The organism is Streptococcus mitis (assembly GCF_009496155.1).
GTDB lineage: Bacteria > Bacillota > Bacilli > Lactobacillales > Streptococcaceae > Streptococcus > Streptococcus mitis_BQ.
This window is the reverse complement of the sequence record NZ_WIJP01000023.1, coordinates 1-17,511: the sequence shown is the minus strand read 5'-3', so window position 1 is coordinate 17,511 and position 17,511 is coordinate 1. Positions and strand designations below refer to the sequence as shown.

Genomic DNA, 17,511 nt, shown 5'->3' with positions numbered 1-17,511 from the left:
GCGATGAAATCAAGCATTAGTAAAACCAGTGGAACTTACCCTGAAACGGATTTCCACTGGTTTTTACGATTTTTATCAGACTAACTTCCACTTCTACTAGCGGTGGAACTTAGTTTGGGAATTTACCTTCTTTTGACTCTTTTATATCTAATAAACTTTCTCCAAAAATGAGCAGACCTTCTAAAATTTCATAGTCCTTCTTGTTTCGGACATCAAATACAACTTCCATTAGTCCCTTATTCTCAGCTATGGCTGCTTTTAAATTCGTTGCGGATAAAGCTTTAAAATAATCTTGAGCCAAGAACAGTCGCTGAGTAATGTTTTCAAATTGAACTGTAATCTTATTATCTTTTCTTTCCACACGTTGAACAAAGACCTTGTCCAAGTATGATTTGACCAAACCAATCTCTAAAAGATAAGCAACTACATCTGGGTACTCTCCAAAACGGTCCATCAACTCCTCTTGTAACTCTTCATAATTGACACGGTTGTCAATTTGACGAATTTTCTTGTAAATTTCAATCTTATGTCGTTGATTAGAAATATAAGTATCAGGAAGATAGGCATCAATTTGCAAAATCAACTCAGCATTCCCTTTGGTTCTTGTGTTAGTGTTAGCATTACCATTTCGTTTAGCAATAGCTTCCTCTAGTAACTGCGAATACAATTCAAAACCAACAGAATCAATGAAACCAGACTGAGACTTGCCTAAAAGATTTCCTGCTCCACGAATCGAAAGATCTCGCATTGCAATCTTAAATCCAGAGCCCAATTCTGTAAATCCTTTGATCGCTTCTAATCTCTTTTCAGATACTTCACTGATTGATTTTTCTGGACGATACATGAGATAAGCATAAGCAATGCGGTTGCTACGACCAACTCTTCCTCTTAATTGATACAAGGTTGACAAGCCCATATGGTCCGCATTTTCAATAAATAAAGTATTGGCATTTGGAATGTCCACCCCTGTCTCAATAATGGTAGTTGTCACCAAAATATCATACTGACCTTCAATGAAATCCAGTAGAGTATTTTCTAACTTAATTTCACTCATTTGCCCATGAACATAACCAATCGAAGCCTCTGGAATCAACTCCTGTAATTCTGAAACCTTCTGATCAATTGTGTCAACTTTGTTGTAAAGATAATAAACTTGACCTCCACGCTCCATTTCACGTAAGACCGCATCACGAATGACACTATCATTCTTTTCCAAAACATAGGTCTGAACAGGATAGCGATTAGTCGGCGGAGTTTCAATAACAGACAAATCTCTGATTCCCAGCATAGACATGTGAAGGGTACGAGGAATTGGAGTTGCTGTCAAGGTCAGGACATCTACTTGTGTTTTCAGTTCTTTCAAGGTTTCCTTATGCTTGACACCAAATCGCTGTTCCTCATCTATAATCATCAAGCCCAAATCAGCAAACACAACATCTTTAGACAAAACACGATGGGTTCCAATCAAAATATCAACTTGACCGTTTTTCAATTTTTCAAGTGTTTCAGTCTGCTCTTTTTTACTTCTAAAACGACTTAACACATCAATATTAACTGCAAAATTTTGGAATCGTTCCTTAAAATTCGTATAGTGCTGTTGCGCTAAAACCGTCGTCGGAACTAAGACAACAACCTGTTTGTGATCATTGACTGCCTTAAAGGCTGCACGCATAGCAACTTCAGTCTTTCCAAAACCAACATCCCCAACTAAAAGCCGATCCATTGGTTGAGAAGCCTGCATATCTCTCTTGATTTCCTCAACACTACGAAGTTGATCATCCGTTTCAATATAAGGGAAGGCATCATCAAAAGCATGTTGAGCATCATCATCAGCTGAGAAAGCAAAACCCTTCAACTGGCTGCGTTCAGAATAAAGTTTGATTAAATCGTCAGCTATATCCTCTACCTGGTTCTTAACTTTTTGCTTGGCCTTTTTAAAATGACCGTCATTTAATTTATTGAGTTTGGGCGCTTTACCATCACTTGAAACATATTTAGATAGTAGATGAATCTGTTCCACTGGGATGGAGATTTGATCACCATTTTGATACTGGACACTGACATAATCGCGGTGGATTCCTTTTATTTCAATTGTTTCAATTCCTAGATATTGACCAATTCCATGAATATGGTGAACAACGTAATCTCCTTTTTCAAGTTCATTGTAATCTTTTAATCTCTCTGCGTTTGAAACATGTTGTCTTCGAAAACGACGTTTCAATTTCTTTTGAAAAATCTCATGTTCAGTAATCAATAAAATCTTTTCATCTACAAAATGAAAACCATGTCTGAGATTACCCTCAATTAAGTTTACAGATTCTTTACAGATATTTGACTTATCTCTAGAATCCAATTTAATCTGGTATTCCTCTAACACATCCTCCAATGTTTTACTTCCCATTGAATTGCTAGACTGCAGAATAATGGTGTAATCCATTTTTTTATATCGTTCAATTTCTTCTTTTAGAAAAGAAAATTGATTGAAAAACTCCTGCATAGGATATTGATTAAATTGATAAATTTGATCAAACTTGAGATTTCCTAACCCCTTTTGCAGATTAGAGAAAAAGGTAACTGGACTCTGTTTTTTATAGATCTGCTCTGTATCTGCAAAATACTGCATTTCAGAAACTGCTTTACCATTCTGTAATTCTTCTGTAAAGTATTGCGCTAATTCTCTTTCAAATATTTCATACTGATTCATCAATTTTTGATAATCATCAAAGAATATTGGGGTATCTTTTTCAATATAGTCAAACACAGTCCATGTCTTGTCATAACACAAAGATAAAAACTTCCTAGAATCTAAATGCATTTGTTTTTGGTGAAAACTTGAAAGAATTTCTTCTAAGTATGATTTTAAAATAGGTGATAAAGTTTTTGAAATTTGTTTTTCTAAAGTTGACTGTCCTCGTTGATAATCCTTTTCTCTAAAAAGTATGTCGCTAGCTGGAAAGATGGTGAGTTCTGTCTGATTTTCTTTCGATAATTGTGTTTCGACTTCAAAAGTACGAATTCCATCAATTTCATCACCAAAAAACTCAATTCGGTAAGGTTCTAACTGGGATATTTCAAAAATATCTAAAATATCTCCTCGCAGACTAAATTCGCCTTGAGTTTGTACTTGTGTAACTTTTCGATAGCCTATCTCTTTTAACTGATGGATAAGTTCGTGTTGGTCATATTCTTCACCAACTGTTATTTTTACAATACTATCTTTAAATATATTGGGAGACGGTAAAATCAATCGACTTGCTGCGATATTACAAACTAAAATCCCTTTCTTAGACGAATCAGTCAAAAAACGCAAGGCTTCAACCCGTGAAATGATTTTTTCTTGTGAAGACATCAAAAACTCTACCATAGGGGAGTCATCTACCAAAAATGGATAGACAAGTTCCTCACCCAAGATTGATAGAAAATCACTAACAAGTCCTTCTGCTTCTCCATAAGTTGACGTCAATAACACAATCTTATCTTCTTTTTCTAAACTGCTTGCAATTGCAAGAGCCTTAGTAGACGTTGATAAACCAAGTATTAGTTGTCTTTTCTTATCTGTTAAACTTTGATGCCATTTTTTAATCTGATCATTTTCTGAGAATAAATCTAATAAGGTCACCATTTATCCGTTATACCTCTGCATTGTTTTCTCAAAATTTTTCTCTTGTAAATAGTAGTTTACAGAATCGTCAACTTTGTTAATAGACTGTAAAATACCAATATAATCATCCTTGTCAAACTTACTCAAAACATGGTGAACAACTGACATACCATTTTTAGGTCTTCCGATTCCAATCTTAACACGGTTAAAGACCTGAGTTCCAATATGTTGAATAATAGACTTAATACCATTGTGACCACCTGCAGAGCCCTTTGCTCTTAAACGAATCTTTCCAACTTCCATGTCAAGATCATCGTAAATGATAAGTAAATCTTCAATATCCAAACCATAGTAAGTCAATAAAGCATGAACTGCTTTTCCACTTTCATTCATAAAGGTCGTTGGTTTGACCAGATAAATTTTTTCTCCATTTAGGAAAAATGATGCTAGGTCAGCTTGAAATATCTTATCGTGTGTAAAAGTGACATTTTGTTTTTTCGCTAGTTGATCAATCAGCATAAAGCCAACGTTGTGTTTGGTTTCAAAATATTTATCTCCTGGATTTCCCAATCCCACAAGTATTTTTGTCATTTATTTTTCCTTTCAAAAGCCAAAAGGGTTGGAATTTTTTTCCAACCTAATTGACACTATTTATTAATTTTTTAGACATTAAAGCGGAATTCCATGATATCGCCATCTTGAACGATATATTCTTTTCCTTCTTCACGCAAACGCCCAGCTTCTTTTACGGCCTTTTCAGATCCGTATTTCACTAGATCCTCATATGACATGGTTACTGCACGAATAAATCCTTTTTCAAAGTCTGAGTGAATAATCCCAGCTGCTTGAGGAGCCTTCATACCACGCTTAAAGGTCCAAGCGCGAACTTCTTTTTCACCAGCTGTGAAGTAAGTTCCAAGTCCAAGTAAGTGGTAAGCTGCACGAGTCAACTTGTCAACGCCTGATTCTGTCAACCCAAGTGCTTCAAGAAACTCTTGCTTGTCTTCTTCGTCTAACTCAGAAATTTCTTCCTCAGCACGCGCAGAAATAACGACTACTTCAGCATTTTCTGTCGCTGCGAATTCACGAATTTGTTTAACATAGTTGATAGAGTCAGGTTCTGAAACCACATCCTCGTCCACATTGGCAACATAGAGCACTGGTTTAGTCGTCAAAAGGAAGAGACCTTTCACAACCTTTTGCTCCTCATCTGTAAATTCGATGGTGCGAGCTGATTTCCCATCTTCAAGGACTGGTTTAATCTTTTGAAGAACATTAAATTCTGCTACTGATTCTTTATCTTTTTGCGTACGTGCCATCTTTTCTACACGCGCATAGCGTTTATTAACTGATTCTAAGTCAGCAAGAATCAACTCCAGGTTAATGGTATCAATATCTGCAAGTGGGTCTACAAAGGCATCTTCACGCCCTTGCTCACGCATGACATTTTCATCATCAAAAGCACGAACTACATGAACAATCGCATCTACTTCACGGATATTGGCCAAGAATTTATTCCCTAACCCTTCTCCTTTTGAAGCTCCTTTTACAATCCCTGCGATATCTGTAAATTCAAATGTTGTTGGAACTGTCTTTTTAGGAGTAATCATTTCCGTCAATTTTTGGAGGCGTTCATCTGGAACTTCTACCATTCCAACGTTTGGATCAATCGTCGCAAATGGGTAATTTGCTGCCTCTGCTCCTGCTTTTGTAATTGCATTAAATAGTGTTGATTTACCAACGTTTGGCAAACCAACGATACCTGCTGTTAAAGCCATATTTTCTCATTCTCCGTTTTCATTTCAATCCCTAATATTATAACACAAAAAGGAAAAACTTGCTAACCCTCTAATCTAAGGCTTCTTAGTCAATAATTTTATTCATTTTTCGATCAAAATCATAGCGTCCCATCATGACAACATGGTCACAATTACTGCATTTTATTTTGATATCTGCTCCTACACGTGTAATTTCCCAACGATTAGCTTTTTTTCCTGTTGATTTGATTGTGCAAGCATGTGGTTTTTTCATTTCAACAAAATTTCCAACTTGATACATACTACTCTCCTTTTCTTTTTCGATTATATCATAAAAGAGGCGAGCCAGGCTCAACCTCTTTCACTTAATTTGTACGAACTGGGGTGATAAGTTGCATGAAGTCCTCGTCAGTATCTGCTGGCACAAGTGTGAAGGGACGAACTGCAGAAATAAAGCTGATTGTAACCTTTTCGCTATTTAAAGCTTTAAGGGAATCAATCAAATAAGTTGGGTTGAAACTAATGGTCAAATCTTCACCAGTAACCTGATCTGTATCGATTTCTTCGTTTACTTTACCAACTTCTGGAGAGTGAACATGGGCGCTAACAATACCACCTTTAATTTCAAGTTTCACAGTACCATTTTGAGTCGCACTTGATAAAAGACGAGCACGTTCCATTGACTGGCGTAAGTTTACCACATCAAAAGTAATAGTAGTGTTAAAGTCTGTTGGAATCAAACGATCTGTATCAGGATAGTTTCCTTCTAACAAACGTGTATAGAAGCTAATATTTTCGCTTCTAAAGAGGATTTGGTTATTGGCAAAGAAAATCTCTACAGTTTCGATATCATCTGTAAATACCGCTGAAAATTCGCGTAGAGAACGGCTAGGAATGACAACATCAAAATCATCACTATTTTTCTCAAGCGTTAATTTTTTCTGGCTTAGGCGATGAGAGTCTGTTGCCACTGTTTTTAGCTCCTTGTGCTGACTCAATACAAAATGAACACCTGTTAAAATTGGACGACTCTCTTGTGTACTTGCAGCAAAGGCTGTTTCATTAATAATTTTCTTGAGTAATTTTGTTTCAAGTATTAAAGGAGTACTTGCTGAAATTTCTTGGATTCGTGGATATTGTTCGCTATCTTTTCCTTTTAGGGTAATTTCTGATTTGCCGCTAGTTAAAACAATTTGATTTTGTTCAATTTCTTTAAAATCAAGAGTCACATCTGGAAGACTAGATATCACATTGATGAAGAAAGAAGCTTCAAGAAGGATCGAACCTAAAGAAGTAATTAATAAACCAGCATCTTCATTTTTTTGAGAAATAAAATTTTCAATTGAAATTTGACCATTTGAACCAATTAAAGTAACACCTTCATTGGTTACGTCAATTTTTACGGTTGATAAAATAGGAATAGCATTTTTAGAACTAATAGCTCTCTTAGTAGTATTTAATGCTTGTAGAAATAAATTTTTATTAATTGAAAAATGAATCATGGATTCTCCTTTATTTATTTTTAGTATTAGAAGGATAATAGTAATAATAGAGTCTGTGAAATCTGTGGAAAACAGACTTAAAGCAAGTCATATCAAGATTTTTGGATTGTTTAAAAAATGTGGATAAAAAAGATAAAAATACGAAAGTTATCCACAAGTTATTTAATTTTCTTTTTGATTGATTCGATTTCTAAACGTAAATTATCGTCTTCATCAATCAAAGATTTAATTTTTGCATGGGCATGAATGACTGTTGTATGATCTTTTCCTCCAAATTCCTTCCCAATTTTTGGAAGACTATTATCTGTTAGTTCTCTAGATAAATACATGGCTACTTGACGGGCTAAAACAATATTTTGAAGGCGTCTGCTTCCCTTCATTTCTTTGATACTGACACCATAAAAGTTACCAACTTCATTTTGGATTTTGTCAATTGGGATGACGAGCATTTGGCTAACATCTTGTTTGCGAGCTCTAATAGCTTCTGCAGCAATATCAATAGTGATATCCTTGATTTTTTTTACTCTGGCAATTAAAGTGATGTCGTTGATGGCTCCCTCAAGATCTCGAACATTTGAATCAAATTGCCCAGCTAGGTATTCTAGAGTATCACTTTGGAAATTGTAGCCTAAATGTTCCGTTTTACTTTGTAAAATGGCAATACGTGTTTCAAAGTCAGGAGGTGTGATAGTTTGGGTTAACCCCCAACTAAAGCGCGTGACAAGCCTTTCTTCAAGCCCTTCTAAATGTTTTGGACTACGATCACTCGTTAGGACAATCTGTTTTTGCTTGTCATGAAGGGCATTAAAGGTATTGAAAAATTCTTCCTGAGTTGCGACTTTTTTTCCGCTGAGAGACTGGATATCATCGATTAACAAAAGATCAAGACTGCGATAGGTCTTTTTAAATTTTTCCATTTCTCCAAGTCTTAGGTGATCAAGAAAGTCATTAATAAAGCTTTCAGCAGGTATATATTTGACACGCGCATTTGGAATATTTTTTAGAATTTCATTTCCAATAGCGTTTAACAGGTGAGTCTTACCAAGCCCAGGTCCTCCATAGATAAAAAGAGGGTTATAGGTCAGAGCCAAATCTTCAGAGACAGCCAAAGCGGCTGATACTGCCCAAACATTTCCATCCCCTTGAATAAAATTATCAAAGGTATACTTTTCTTTTAATCCAGTATCCGAATAAGGAATAGATGCCAACTTTGGACTATAGTCATAAAGAGTTGAATTTATAGCTTCTTCAACTTGTGAGATAGTCGTACCTTGAGGTTTAGTGAAAATATAGTGGGGAGTAATCTCAGCATCATAAATTTCAAATCCAGCAACGACAATAATATCTTTTAGTTGTTTTTCCCAGACCATTTCCATTTCAGATCGTGGTAAAAATATAGTAGCAACATTTTCCTCTACCTTGATGAGTTCAGCTTGAATAGCATAGAAATCATACATGGATCGAGTCAGTCTTTCTTGAGCAAATTCTAAGATACGATTCCAAAATTGTTTTTCTTTCAATCCTTTCTCCTCCTTTACTATTTAAAAGTTTAATACTAGACCTATTTTACCATAGAGAGCAAGAATTTTCCACAAGCTGTGAAAAATAATCCACAATGTTACCAAGTTTTATCCACAGGTTGGGGATAAAACCAAAAACTATTGACTTATTAAGCTTTTTATTGAAAAAAATAGTGGATAACCTTGTGAGATAAAAAAATAAAAGAACAGCCTTATTTCAGGCTGTTGATAATTCTATTATATTCTTCTTGATTTGAAAAAGAAATCATGATTTTTCCACTGTCTTTTTTAGACAGTTTGATTTCTACATCTAATCCGAGTAGTTTTTTTAATTGTTCTTCTTCATTTTGTATGAAATGATTCGTTTTTTGAAGTTTCTTTTGTTTTTTCTCTGTCAGAAGAGCTTCTAACTTCCTTACAGAAATATCTTCCTCGATGATTCGTTGAAAGAAATAGTCTTGTTGTTCCTTATTCAACCCAACTAGAGAACGTGCATGGGCTTGTGATAGTTTGCCATTTTCTACTTCTGAGAGGATCTGTTCTGGCAAGGAAAGCAAACGAATGGAGTTGCTGATGTAAGGACGAGACTTGCCCATTTTATCTGCAATTTCAGCATGGGTAAATCCTTTCTCTACGAGAGATTCATAGGCGCGTGCTTCTTCTATTGGATTTAAATTTTCTCTCTGTAAATTTTCAATGATGGACTGAACCATCATCTCTTGGTCTGAAAGCTGCTTAACAACAGCTGGGATAGACCTTAGACCTGCTAAAAGTGAAGCCCGATAGCGTCTCTCTCCTGCAAGGATTTCATAACCAATTACAGGAGATTGACGAACAATAATCGGTTGGATGATCCCATTTTCTTTAATAGACTGTGCTAGTTCATGTAATTTTTCTCTATCAAATTCTTTTCGGGGTTGATAGGGATTTTTTTGTATATCTGTGATAGAAATCATTTCAAATTTTTCCATGATTCTACACTAACACATCTTTTCTCTTATGTAAAGCTTTCTTTACATAGATGTCAATTAAGATTCTAAATCACCTGAACTCTTGTCAAGTTTGATAGATGTAGTTTCTTCTTTACCGTTACGATAGTAAGTTATTTTAATGGTGTCTCCGATAGAATGACTGTAAAGAGCACTTTGTAAGTCTGTTGATGAAGCAATCTCTTTGTCATCTACTTTTGTAATAACATCGTATTTTTCAAGGTGACCATTGGCAGGCATATTACTTTGCACAGAACGAACAACTACACCAGATGTTACACTGCTTGGAATATTCAGTCTTCTAATATCACTTGTATTAATATTTGAGAGATTGACCATTTGGATGCCCAAAGCTGGACGAGTCACTTTTCCGTTCTTTTCTAACTGTTCAATAATCTTGATAGCATCATTTGCAGGAATTGCGAAACCAAGTCCTTCTACAGATGTTCCCCCATTTGTGGCAATTTTACTTGAGGTAATTCCGATAACCTGTCCTTGAATATTGATTAGTGGGCCACCAGAGTTACCTGGGTTAATAGCAGTATCAGTTTGGATGGCTTTTGTAGAAATGGCTTGTCCATCTTCAGATTTTAAAGACACATTTCGATTAAGACTAGATACAATACCCTGAGTGACAGTATTTGCATATTCAGAACCTAACGGGCTACCAATGGCAATAGCAGTTTCTCCTACGGTTAACTTGCTAGAATCACCAAATTCCGCTACTGTTGTCACTTTTTCTGAAGAGATTTTGACGACAGCAATATCAGAGAAAGTGTCAGCTCCGACGATTTCTCCAGGTACTTTAGTTCCATCTGACAAACGAATATCTACTTTGCTGGCACCGTTTATAACGTGATTATTGGTGACAATATAAGCTTCTTTGTCATTCTTTTTATAAATAACCCCAGATCCTTCACTAGAGATTTGCTGAGAATCTGTATCAGTATCATCATTACCAAATACGCTATTTTGTCTGTTTGCTGAATAAGTAATAACAGAAACAACAGCATCTTTTACTTTGTTAACAGCCTGAGTTGTTGAATTCTCGTTTTTATAGGCAGTCTGTGTGATAGTGCTATTGTTGTTAGAGGTACTTACAGTACTTTTTTGAGTTAGTTGGTTTATTGAAAAGCTACCCAAGGCTCCACTAATAAAGCTAATGACGATAACGACTAATAATTGAAACCATTTTTTGTAAAATCTTTGTAAATGTTTCATATTTGCCTCCATATTTTTGAATTACTGAAAGTATAAACTGACTAGCTTAATTATAACTTAAACACAAAAGTTTTTCACAGATTGTGGATAACTTCCAAAAATCTGTGGTTTTCTCGGTTAAAATTAACCTTTTATTTTGTGAATAAGGTGTGAAAAAATAGAGAATATGTTAGAATAGAGTCATGAAAATTAAAGTTGTAACAGTTGGGAAACTGAAAGAAAAGTATTTAAAAGATGGTATCGCAGAATATTCAAAACGAATTTCTCGATTTGCTAAGCTTGAAATGATTGAGCTGGCAGATGAAAAAACACCAGATAAGGCTAGTGAGTCAGAAAATCAAAAGATTTTAGAAATAGAAGGTCAGAGAATTTTATCAAAAGTTGCTGACCGTGATTTTGTTATTGCGTTAGCTATTGAAGGGAAAGCTTTCTCCTCGGAAGAATTTAGTAAGCAGTTAGAAGAAGCTTCTATAAAAGGATTTTCTACTCTTACCTTTATTATTGGAGGGAGTTTAGGATTATCATCAGCTGTAAAAAAGAGAGCCAATCTTTCTGTTAGTTTTGGTCGCTTAACCTTGCCCCATCAGTTAATGAGACTAGTTCTTGTTGAACAAATCTATCGCGCTTTTACGATTCAGCAGGGATCACCCTATCATAAATAGAAAATTGACTTTTAATTGAATTTTTGGTAGAATAATGGTGTTAGGTCTCATAGCTCAGCTGGATAGAGCATTCGCCTTCTAAGCGAACGGTCGCAGGTTCGAATCCTGCTGGGATCAATATAGTAGCAAAGCTGGGAATTTTCCCGGCTTTTTTCTTAAAAAAGTACACTTTGGGAGAAAAAAATGACAGTTGAGAGAATTTTATCTAAAATGAAATTCCATTTTGTATAATGGTTTTTGTAAGTTAGCTTACAAGAAAAAAACATTTTAGGAGATTTTATTATGAAAAACACAGTTAAATTGGAACAGTTTGTAACCTTGAAGGAAAAAGACTTGCAAAAGATTCAAGGTGGGGAGATGAGGAAACTAGATGATGCTTTGTTTAATTTGTTTAATTTCTTTAGAAGAAGATAAAGGAGTAGCAGAATGGATTTTTTCTTAGTAGTAGATTTTATATTATATTTTTTAATTATTAGTCACAGTTACCATTTAATTTGTAAAGGTCAAATAAAATCAAAGGAATTATACATTTTTGGTGCTTATACACTACTATTACAAATAGTCCTTGGTCTTCCTTTTTATTTTCTATCTTTAGATGGGTTAGGGATTGCAACATTTTTATTTCCTTTGGGCTTATATTCCTATTTTCGATGGATTAAACAGTATGAGAGGGATAGAGGACTATTCCTAAGTTTACTACTATCTCTTTTATATGAAAGTCCTCACACCTTTCTGTCCGTAACTTTTTCCTCTATAACAGGAGACAATTTTGTTTTACAATATTATGGGTTATTCTTTTTCGTTATAACGGTGTTGACCTATTTTATCATCTTAAAAATCATTCATTATTTCCATTTGGAACTAACCTATTTTGACAAGGACTACCTTTATCCTTTCTTGAAAAAAGTATTTTTTGCTTTACTATTGCTCCATACTGCATCTTTCGTTTCCGATATGGTAAGTACGATTAAACATTTGAATAGTTTTGGAAGTATTTTATCATCTATTGTCTTTATATCGTTACTTTTGACCTTCTTTGCAATGAATTCTCATAAAGAACAAATGGAGAAAGAGATTGCTTTGAAGCAGAAGAAATTTGAACAGAAACATTTACAAAACTACACAGATGAAATTGTCGGACTGTATAATGAAATCCGTGGATTTAGACATGATTATGCTGGTATGCTTGTTAGTATGCAGATGGCAATTGACAGTGGTAATTTACAGGAAATTGACAGAGTTTACAACGAAGTTTTGGTCAAAGCAAATCATAAACTGCGTTCAGATAAGTACACTTACTTTGATTTGAACAACATAGAAGACTCAGCTTTACGAAGTTTGGTTGCTCAGTCAATTGTCTATGCTCGAAATAACGGTGTGGAGTTTACACTGGAAGTAAAAGATATAATTACTAGATTACCAATAGACCTGTTGGATTTAGTTCGTATCATGAGCGTTTTATTGAACAATGCTGTCGAAGGATCAGCTGATAGTTATAAAAAGCAGATGGAAGTAGCAGTTATTAAGATGGAAACTGAAACAGTTATTGTGATTCAGAATTCATGTAAAATGACGATGACTCCTTCAGGAGATTTATTTGCATTAGGATTCTCTACTAAGGGAAGAAATCGTGGAGTAGGCTTAAATAATGTGAAAGAATTATTAGATAAGTACAATAATATTATTTTAGAAACAGAGATGGAAGGCAGTACATTTAGACAAATTATTAGATTTAAGAGGGAATTTGAATGAAAGTTTTAATTTTAGAAGATGTTATTGAACATCAAGTGAGACTAGAGAGAATATTGGATGAAATTTCGAAAGAATCGAATATTCCAATATCATACAAGACAACGGGAAAAGTCCGTGAATTTGAAGAATACATTGAAAATGATGAAGTAAATCAGCTTTATTTCCTAGATATCGATATTCATGGGATTGAGAAAAAGGGATTTGAGGTTGCTCAGCTCATTCGTCATTACAATCCTTACGCTATTATCGTCTTTATCACCAGTCGATCAGAGTTTGCGACTCTAACCTATAAATACCAGGTATCAGCCTTAGATTTTGTTGATAAGGATATCAATGATGAGATGTTTAAGAAGAGAATTGAGCAAAATATTTTCTACACGAAGAGTATGTTACTTGAAAATGAAGATGTGGTAGATTATTTTGACTACAATTACAAGGGAAATGATTTAAAAATTCCTTACCATGACATTCTGTATATTGAAACGACAGGTGTCTCTCATAAATTACGCATTATTGGTAAGAATTTTGCAAAAGAGTTCTATGGAACAATGACAGATATTCAGGAAAAGGACAAACATACTCAGCGATTTTATTCTCCTCATAAGTCATTTTTGGTAAATATAGGCAATATCAGAGAAATTGATCGAAAAAACCTAGAAATTGTTTTCTATGAAGATCATCGTTGTCCTATTTCAAGATTAAAAATTAGAAAATTAAAAGATATTCTAGAGAAAAAATCTAAAAAGTGATTGACAATTAGTAAGAAATTGATATAATGGTTATATCTGCTACAGATAGAAGGTCCGTTGGTCAAGGGGTTAAGACACCGCCTTTTCACGGCGGTAACACGGGTTCGAATCCCGTACGGACTATTTTATCCGCCATAGCTCAGTTGGTAGTAGCGCATGACTGTTAATCATGATGTCGTAGGTTCGAGTCCTACTGGCGGAGTATAGATAAAAGGGAACACAACTGTGTTCCGCTTTTTGTATCAATTCGTATCACCAAGCATCTTCATAAGGAAGTCTGTTATTTCTTGAGGACTTTCTTTTTTTCCATGTGCAATCCAAGTTTGGCAGACACCAAAAAGTGCGTGAGTTAGATAGATGCTACTGTATTCTAATTCAGTGGTATTGAGATTCAGTTGCATAAATCGCTTTTGTAAATCTGTACTGAGCATGATATGAAGTTTATTTCGTAAGAAATTTTGAATTTCTTTGGTCCCATTTTCAGAAAGAAGGGCAGCCAGAAGTGGTTCTGACTCTAGATATTCAAAGACTTCTAAAATAGCATCTCTTTTATGATGAGCATGTTTTTGAAAAATATATTCAAATGTATGAAATAGCTTGCTTTGATAGTGCTCAATCATATCATACTTATCCTTATAGTGAGTATAGAAGCTGGAACGACTAATTCCGGCTTTTTCTGCTAACTTGACAGTAGAAATTTGATCAAATGGCTGTTCCATCAGTAATCGTACCATAGCATTTTCAATAGTTCTCTTTGTTTTTAAGCGTTTATTACTTTCCTTCATATTTCCTCCTTATAAACAAATTAGACTATATGTCTAAAAATGGATTTTTTATCTTGTAATTTAGATTTTTTAATGTATAATCTATTATATCAAAATTTTAGACAATATGTTTAAAAAAGGAGAAACTATGTTTAAAGAATGGAAAGCAATTTTTAAAAAACCAACCTTTATTATTGTCATGATAGGGATTTCTCTTATTCCAGCTCTGTACAATGTCATATTTTTGTCCTCAATGTGGGATCCATATGGGCAATTGTCTGATTTACCTGTGGCAGTTGTCAATCATGATAAAGAGGCTTCCTATAATGGTAATAGCATGTCTATAGGAAAAGACATGGTGTCCAACTTAAAAGAAAATAAAACCTTGGATTTTCATTTTGTAGATGAAGAAGAAGGTAAGAAGAGTTTAGAAAATGGCGATTACTATATGGTAGTGACTTTACCAAGTGATTTATCTGAAAAAGCAACTTCTATTTTAACGGCTCATCCAGAGCAAATGCAAATCGATTATCAGACTTCAAGTGGTCATAGTTTTATTGCTAGCAAGATGAGCGATTCTGCTATGACACAATTAAAGCAGAATGTTTCTACCAATGTAACTGAGACCTATACTAAAGCCTTATTTAACAAAATGATTGATTTAAAGGATGGCATGAATCAAGCAGCTTCAGGCAGTGAAAAATTAACTGATGGAGCGAATCAGTTAGTGGCAGGAAGTCAAACATTAACTACTAACTTACACTCTTTAGCAGATTCAAGTTTAACATTTTCAAATGGAACGGAGCAGTTTACTAGAGGATTATCCTCTTATGTCTCTGGTGTCGAACAACTTCATCTTGGCTTAGGGAATTTTAATAGTGGTTTAGTTACATATAATGGTGCAGTGAGTCAATTAGATAGCGGATTAGGTCAATTATCTTCTAAAAGTACTGAATTAGTAGGAGGAATCAATCGATTATATACTGGTGTAGAGTCCTATACTGGCGGTGTTTCTCAGCTTAATGCTGATCTTAATCAATTTTCATCTGGTGTTAGTGTCTATACAAATGGAGTGAGAAATCTTGCAACAGGTGCTAATCAGTTATCTAATCAATCAGCTACACTTCGAATGGGTGTGGAGCAATTAAGTGAAGGGATTCAACAACTTTCTAGCAAGTTAGATGCTTCGTCTGAGCAAAAAAATCAAATTAATCAATTATCTTCTGGTCTGAATCAGTTAAATCAAGCTATTCAAAATATTGATGTTGGAGATACAAAACAATTAGATTCTGTTTTATCAAGTATAGCGTCTCTCTCTAATCAAATGCTAGCAAGTGCTCAGTCTGATAAAGCGATTACACTAGCCAATATTCAATCGACAGCAGCTTATCAATCTTTGACAAGTGAGCAACAAGCTGAAATAAGTGCTTCTGTATCTCAACATTCGACTGATAGTATTCAATCGGCTCAGTCAATTGTAGCTTTAGCTCAAGGTTTACAGGGAAGTTTGGAAAACTTACAAAATCAATCTTCTAATCTTTCGATTTTAAAAAATCAAGCTAATCAAGTATTACCATTTGCTTCTGCTTCTTTGACAGGATTGTCAAGTGGATTAACAGAAATACAGGGAGCAGTGACGAGTAAATTAGTTCCTGCTAGTCAGTCGATTACATCGGGTGTAAATGCATATACTGCAGGTGTTGATAAAGTTTCTCAAGGCTCAAGTCAACTAAGTGAAAAGAATTCCACCTTGACAGGTAGTTTGAACCAACTAGTTTCAAGCTCAACTACCTTGACACAAAAATCTTCTAACTTGACAGTAGGAGTTGGTCAATTAGTTGAAAAAACTCCAGAATTAGTGTCTGGTATTGAAAAATTATCAAATGGCTCTAATGAATTGAATCAAAAGAGTCAAGAATTGATAGCAGGAGTTGATAAATTGCATTCAGGATCTAGCCAACTAGCTGATAAATCCAGTCAGTTAATTTCAGGTGCTTCTCAATTAGAGAATGGAGCTAATAAATTGGCAGATGGAGCTGGGAAACTAGCAGAAGGTGGAACAAAGTTAACTTCTGGATTGGAAGATTTACAGTCAGGAGTTGCTTCTTTAAGACAAGGACTAGGTAATGCTAGTGATCAACTTAAATCAGCATCAACGGAATCTAAAAATGCAGAGATTTTGTCAAATCCTCTCAGTCTCTCCAAAACTGACAATGACCAAGTTCCTGTAAATGGAATTGCAATGGCTCCTTATATGATATCAGTTGCTCTCTTTGTTGCAGCAATATCAACGAATATGATCTTTGCGAAGTTGCCTTCAGGACGTCATCCAGAGAGTCGTTGGGCTTGGTTGAAATCTCGAGCAGAAATAAATGGTATTATAGCTGTTTTGGCAGGAATTTTGGTATATGGAGGAGTTCATCTTATTGGTCTAACTGCTAATCATGAAATGAGAACATTTATTCTCATCATCTTAACAAGTTTAGTATTCATGTCTATGGTAACAGCTTTAACAACATGGAATAGCCGTATAGGAGCTTTCTTCTCACTTATTTTGCTTTTATTACAGTTAGCATCAAGTGCTGGTACTTATCCACTTTCCTTGACAAATGATTTATTTAGAGCCATTAATCCTTGGCTACCAATGAGTTATTCAGTTTCGGGATTACGACAAACAATCTCTATGACAGGAAATATTCATCATCAAGTCATTTTCCTTGCCGTGATACTAGCACTATTTATTGGTTTAGGTATGTTAGCCTATCAACCTAAGAAAATGGAAGAAGATTAAAAAAATCGACCGCTTAATTGGAGCCCACTGAAAAAGTCATCAACTTGATGGCTTTTTTTGTTATACTAGAGATGAGGTGAAATCATGCTTGATAATCAGTTAACTATGGATGTCAGTCCTTATTCTAGTTTGTATAATATCGTTGTTCCTAAACCCCACTTTTTACGTCAGCTAACTGAACTCTGTGATTTTAGCTTTATTTA

14 protein-coding genes and 3 tRNA genes are annotated in these 17,511 nt (G+C 34.8%); 8 read left to right on the top strand and 9 right to left on the bottom strand.

Going from position 1 to position 17,511, the window contains the following annotated elements:
- Positions 1-109: 109 nt before the first annotated feature.
- The 8 genes from mfd to GEZ84_RS10120 all read right to left on the bottom strand — a co-directional run bounded on the left by mfd (position 110) and on the right by GEZ84_RS10120 (position 10,590).
- A complete protein-coding gene (gene mfd / locus GEZ84_RS10155) occupies positions 110-3,622 on the bottom strand; it encodes a transcription-repair coupling factor (RefSeq protein WP_153224446.1) in 3,513 nt (1,170 codons plus the stop codon).
- Positions 3,623-4,192 carry an aminoacyl-tRNA hydrolase gene (gene pth, locus GEZ84_RS10150; protein ID WP_153224445.1) on the bottom strand — a complete coding sequence of 190 codons (570 nt, stop codon included), beginning with the start codon at positions 4,190-4,192 and terminating at the stop codon, positions 3,623-3,625.
- A 71-nt stretch (positions 4,193-4,263) separates the two neighbouring features.
- Positions 4,264-5,379, bottom strand: coding sequence for a redox-regulated ATPase YchF (gene ychF / locus GEZ84_RS10145; RefSeq protein WP_049524861.1), 1,116 nt, complete (start codon positions 5,377-5,379; stop codon positions 4,264-4,266).
- 85 nt (positions 5,380-5,464) lie between these two features.
- Positions 5,465-5,659 (bottom strand): DUF951 domain-containing protein, encoded by a 195-nt coding sequence (locus tag GEZ84_RS10140; protein WP_000285186.1) that lies wholly within the window; start codon positions 5,657-5,659, stop codon positions 5,465-5,467.
- A 64-nt stretch (positions 5,660-5,723) separates the two neighbouring features.
- Positions 5,724-6,860, bottom strand: coding sequence for a DNA polymerase III subunit beta (gene dnaN / locus GEZ84_RS10135; protein WP_153224444.1), 1,137 nt, complete (start codon positions 6,858-6,860; stop codon positions 5,724-5,726).
- Between the two features lie 158 nt (positions 6,861-7,018).
- Positions 7,019-8,380 carry a chromosomal replication initiator protein DnaA gene (gene dnaA, locus GEZ84_RS10130; protein ID WP_153224443.1) on the bottom strand — a complete coding sequence of 454 codons (1,362 nt, stop codon included), beginning with the start codon at positions 8,378-8,380 and terminating at the stop codon, positions 7,019-7,021.
- A 212-nt stretch (positions 8,381-8,592) separates the two neighbouring features.
- A complete protein-coding gene (locus GEZ84_RS10125; protein WP_153224442.1) occupies positions 8,593-9,351 on the bottom strand; it encodes a ParB/RepB/Spo0J family partition protein in 759 nt (252 codons plus the stop codon).
- Between the two features lie 57 nt (positions 9,352-9,408).
- Positions 9,409-10,590, bottom strand: a complete 1,182-nt coding sequence (locus tag GEZ84_RS10120) for a S1C family serine protease (protein WP_153224441.1) — start codon at positions 10,588-10,590, stop codon at positions 9,409-9,411.
- Positions 10,591-10,772: 182 nt separating this feature from the next.
- Here GEZ84_RS10120 and rlmH point away from each other — a divergent pair, with 182 nt between their 5' ends.
- The 7 genes from rlmH to GEZ84_RS10085 all read left to right on the top strand — a co-directional run bounded on the left by rlmH (position 10,773) and on the right by GEZ84_RS10085 (position 13,955).
- Positions 10,773-11,252: a 23S rRNA (pseudouridine(1915)-N(3))-methyltransferase RlmH gene (gene rlmH, locus GEZ84_RS10115; protein ID WP_000695933.1), complete on the top strand. Its 480-nt coding sequence runs from the start codon at positions 10,773-10,775 to the stop codon at positions 11,250-11,252.
- Between the two features lie 43 nt (positions 11,253-11,295).
- Positions 11,296-11,369: transfer RNA gene (locus GEZ84_RS10110), tRNA-Arg, on the top strand.
- Between the two features lie 165 nt (positions 11,370-11,534).
- Positions 11,535-11,666 (top strand): competence-stimulating peptide ComC, encoded by a 132-nt coding sequence (comC, locus tag GEZ84_RS10105; protein WP_153224440.1) that lies wholly within the window; start codon positions 11,535-11,537, stop codon positions 11,664-11,666.
- 12 nt (positions 11,667-11,678) lie between these two features.
- The gene (comD, locus tag GEZ84_RS10100; protein ID WP_153224439.1) at positions 11,679-13,004 is read left to right on the top strand and encodes a competence system sensor histidine kinase ComD; all 1,326 of its coding nucleotides are present in this window, start codon (positions 11,679-11,681) and stop codon (positions 13,002-13,004) included.
- Entirely contained in the window at positions 13,001-13,753 is a 753-nt protein-coding gene (gene comE / locus GEZ84_RS10095) for a competence system response regulator transcription factor ComE (protein WP_000866064.1), read from the top strand. Before comD ends, comE begins: the two co-directional genes overlap by 4 nt.
- A 51-nt stretch (positions 13,754-13,804) precedes the next feature.
- Positions 13,805-13,876 (top strand) — tRNA-Glu (locus tag GEZ84_RS10090).
- Between the two features lie 5 nt (positions 13,877-13,881).
- Positions 13,882-13,955 (top strand) — tRNA-Asn (locus GEZ84_RS10085).
- A 40-nt stretch (positions 13,956-13,995) separates the two neighbouring features.
- Here the strand turns inward: GEZ84_RS10085 and GEZ84_RS10080 are convergent.
- Positions 13,996-14,538, bottom strand: a complete 543-nt coding sequence (locus GEZ84_RS10080) for a TetR/AcrR family transcriptional regulator (protein ID WP_153224438.1) — start codon at positions 14,536-14,538, stop codon at positions 13,996-13,998.
- A 127-nt stretch (positions 14,539-14,665) separates the two neighbouring features.
- Here GEZ84_RS10080 and GEZ84_RS10075 point away from each other — a divergent pair, with 127 nt between their 5' ends.
- Positions 14,666-17,308: a YhgE/Pip family protein gene (locus tag GEZ84_RS10075; RefSeq protein WP_153224437.1), complete on the top strand. Its 2,643-nt coding sequence runs from the start codon at positions 14,666-14,668 to the stop codon at positions 17,306-17,308.
- The last annotated feature ends 203 nt before the right edge of the window (positions 17,309-17,511 follow it).

Bases quoted from the DNA above. Each gene is read 5' to 3' on its own strand.
- rlmH (WP_000695933.1), top strand. From the start codon at position 10,773: ATGAAAATTAAAGTTGTAACAGTTGGGAAACTGAAAGAAAAGTATTTA.
- dnaN (WP_153224444.1), bottom strand. From the start codon at position 6,860: ATGATTCATTTTTCAATTAATAAAAATTTATTTCTACAAGCATTAAAT.
- GEZ84_RS10075 (WP_153224437.1), top strand. From the start codon at position 14,666: ATGTTTAAAGAATGGAAAGCAATTTTTAAAAAACCAACCTTTATTATT.
- GEZ84_RS10080 (WP_153224438.1), bottom strand. From the start codon at position 14,538: ATGAAGGAAAGTAATAAACGCTTAAAAACAAAGAGAACTATTGAAAAT.
- ychF (WP_049524861.1), bottom strand. From the start codon at position 5,379: ATGGCTTTAACAGCAGGTATCGTTGGTTTGCCAAACGTTGGTAAATCA.
- mfd (WP_153224446.1), bottom strand. From the start codon at position 3,622: ATGGTGACCTTATTAGATTTATTCTCAGAAAATGATCAGATTAAAAAA.
- pth (WP_153224445.1), bottom strand. From the start codon at position 4,192: ATGACAAAAATACTTGTGGGATTGGGAAATCCAGGAGATAAATATTTT.
- comC (WP_153224440.1), top strand. From the start codon at position 11,535: ATGAAAAACACAGTTAAATTGGAACAGTTTGTAACCTTGAAGGAAAAA.
- comE (WP_000866064.1), top strand. From the start codon at position 13,001: ATGAAAGTTTTAATTTTAGAAGATGTTATTGAACATCAAGTGAGACTA.
- GEZ84_RS10125 (WP_153224442.1), bottom strand. From the start codon at position 9,351: ATGGAAAAATTTGAAATGATTTCTATCACAGATATACAAAAAAATCCC.
- GEZ84_RS10140 (WP_000285186.1), bottom strand. From the start codon at position 5,659: ATGTATCAAGTTGGAAATTTTGTTGAAATGAAAAAACCACATGCTTGC.
- GEZ84_RS10120 (WP_153224441.1), bottom strand. From the start codon at position 10,590: ATGAAACATTTACAAAGATTTTACAAAAAATGGTTTCAATTATTAGTC.
- comD (WP_153224439.1), top strand. From the start codon at position 11,679: ATGGATTTTTTCTTAGTAGTAGATTTTATATTATATTTTTTAATTATT.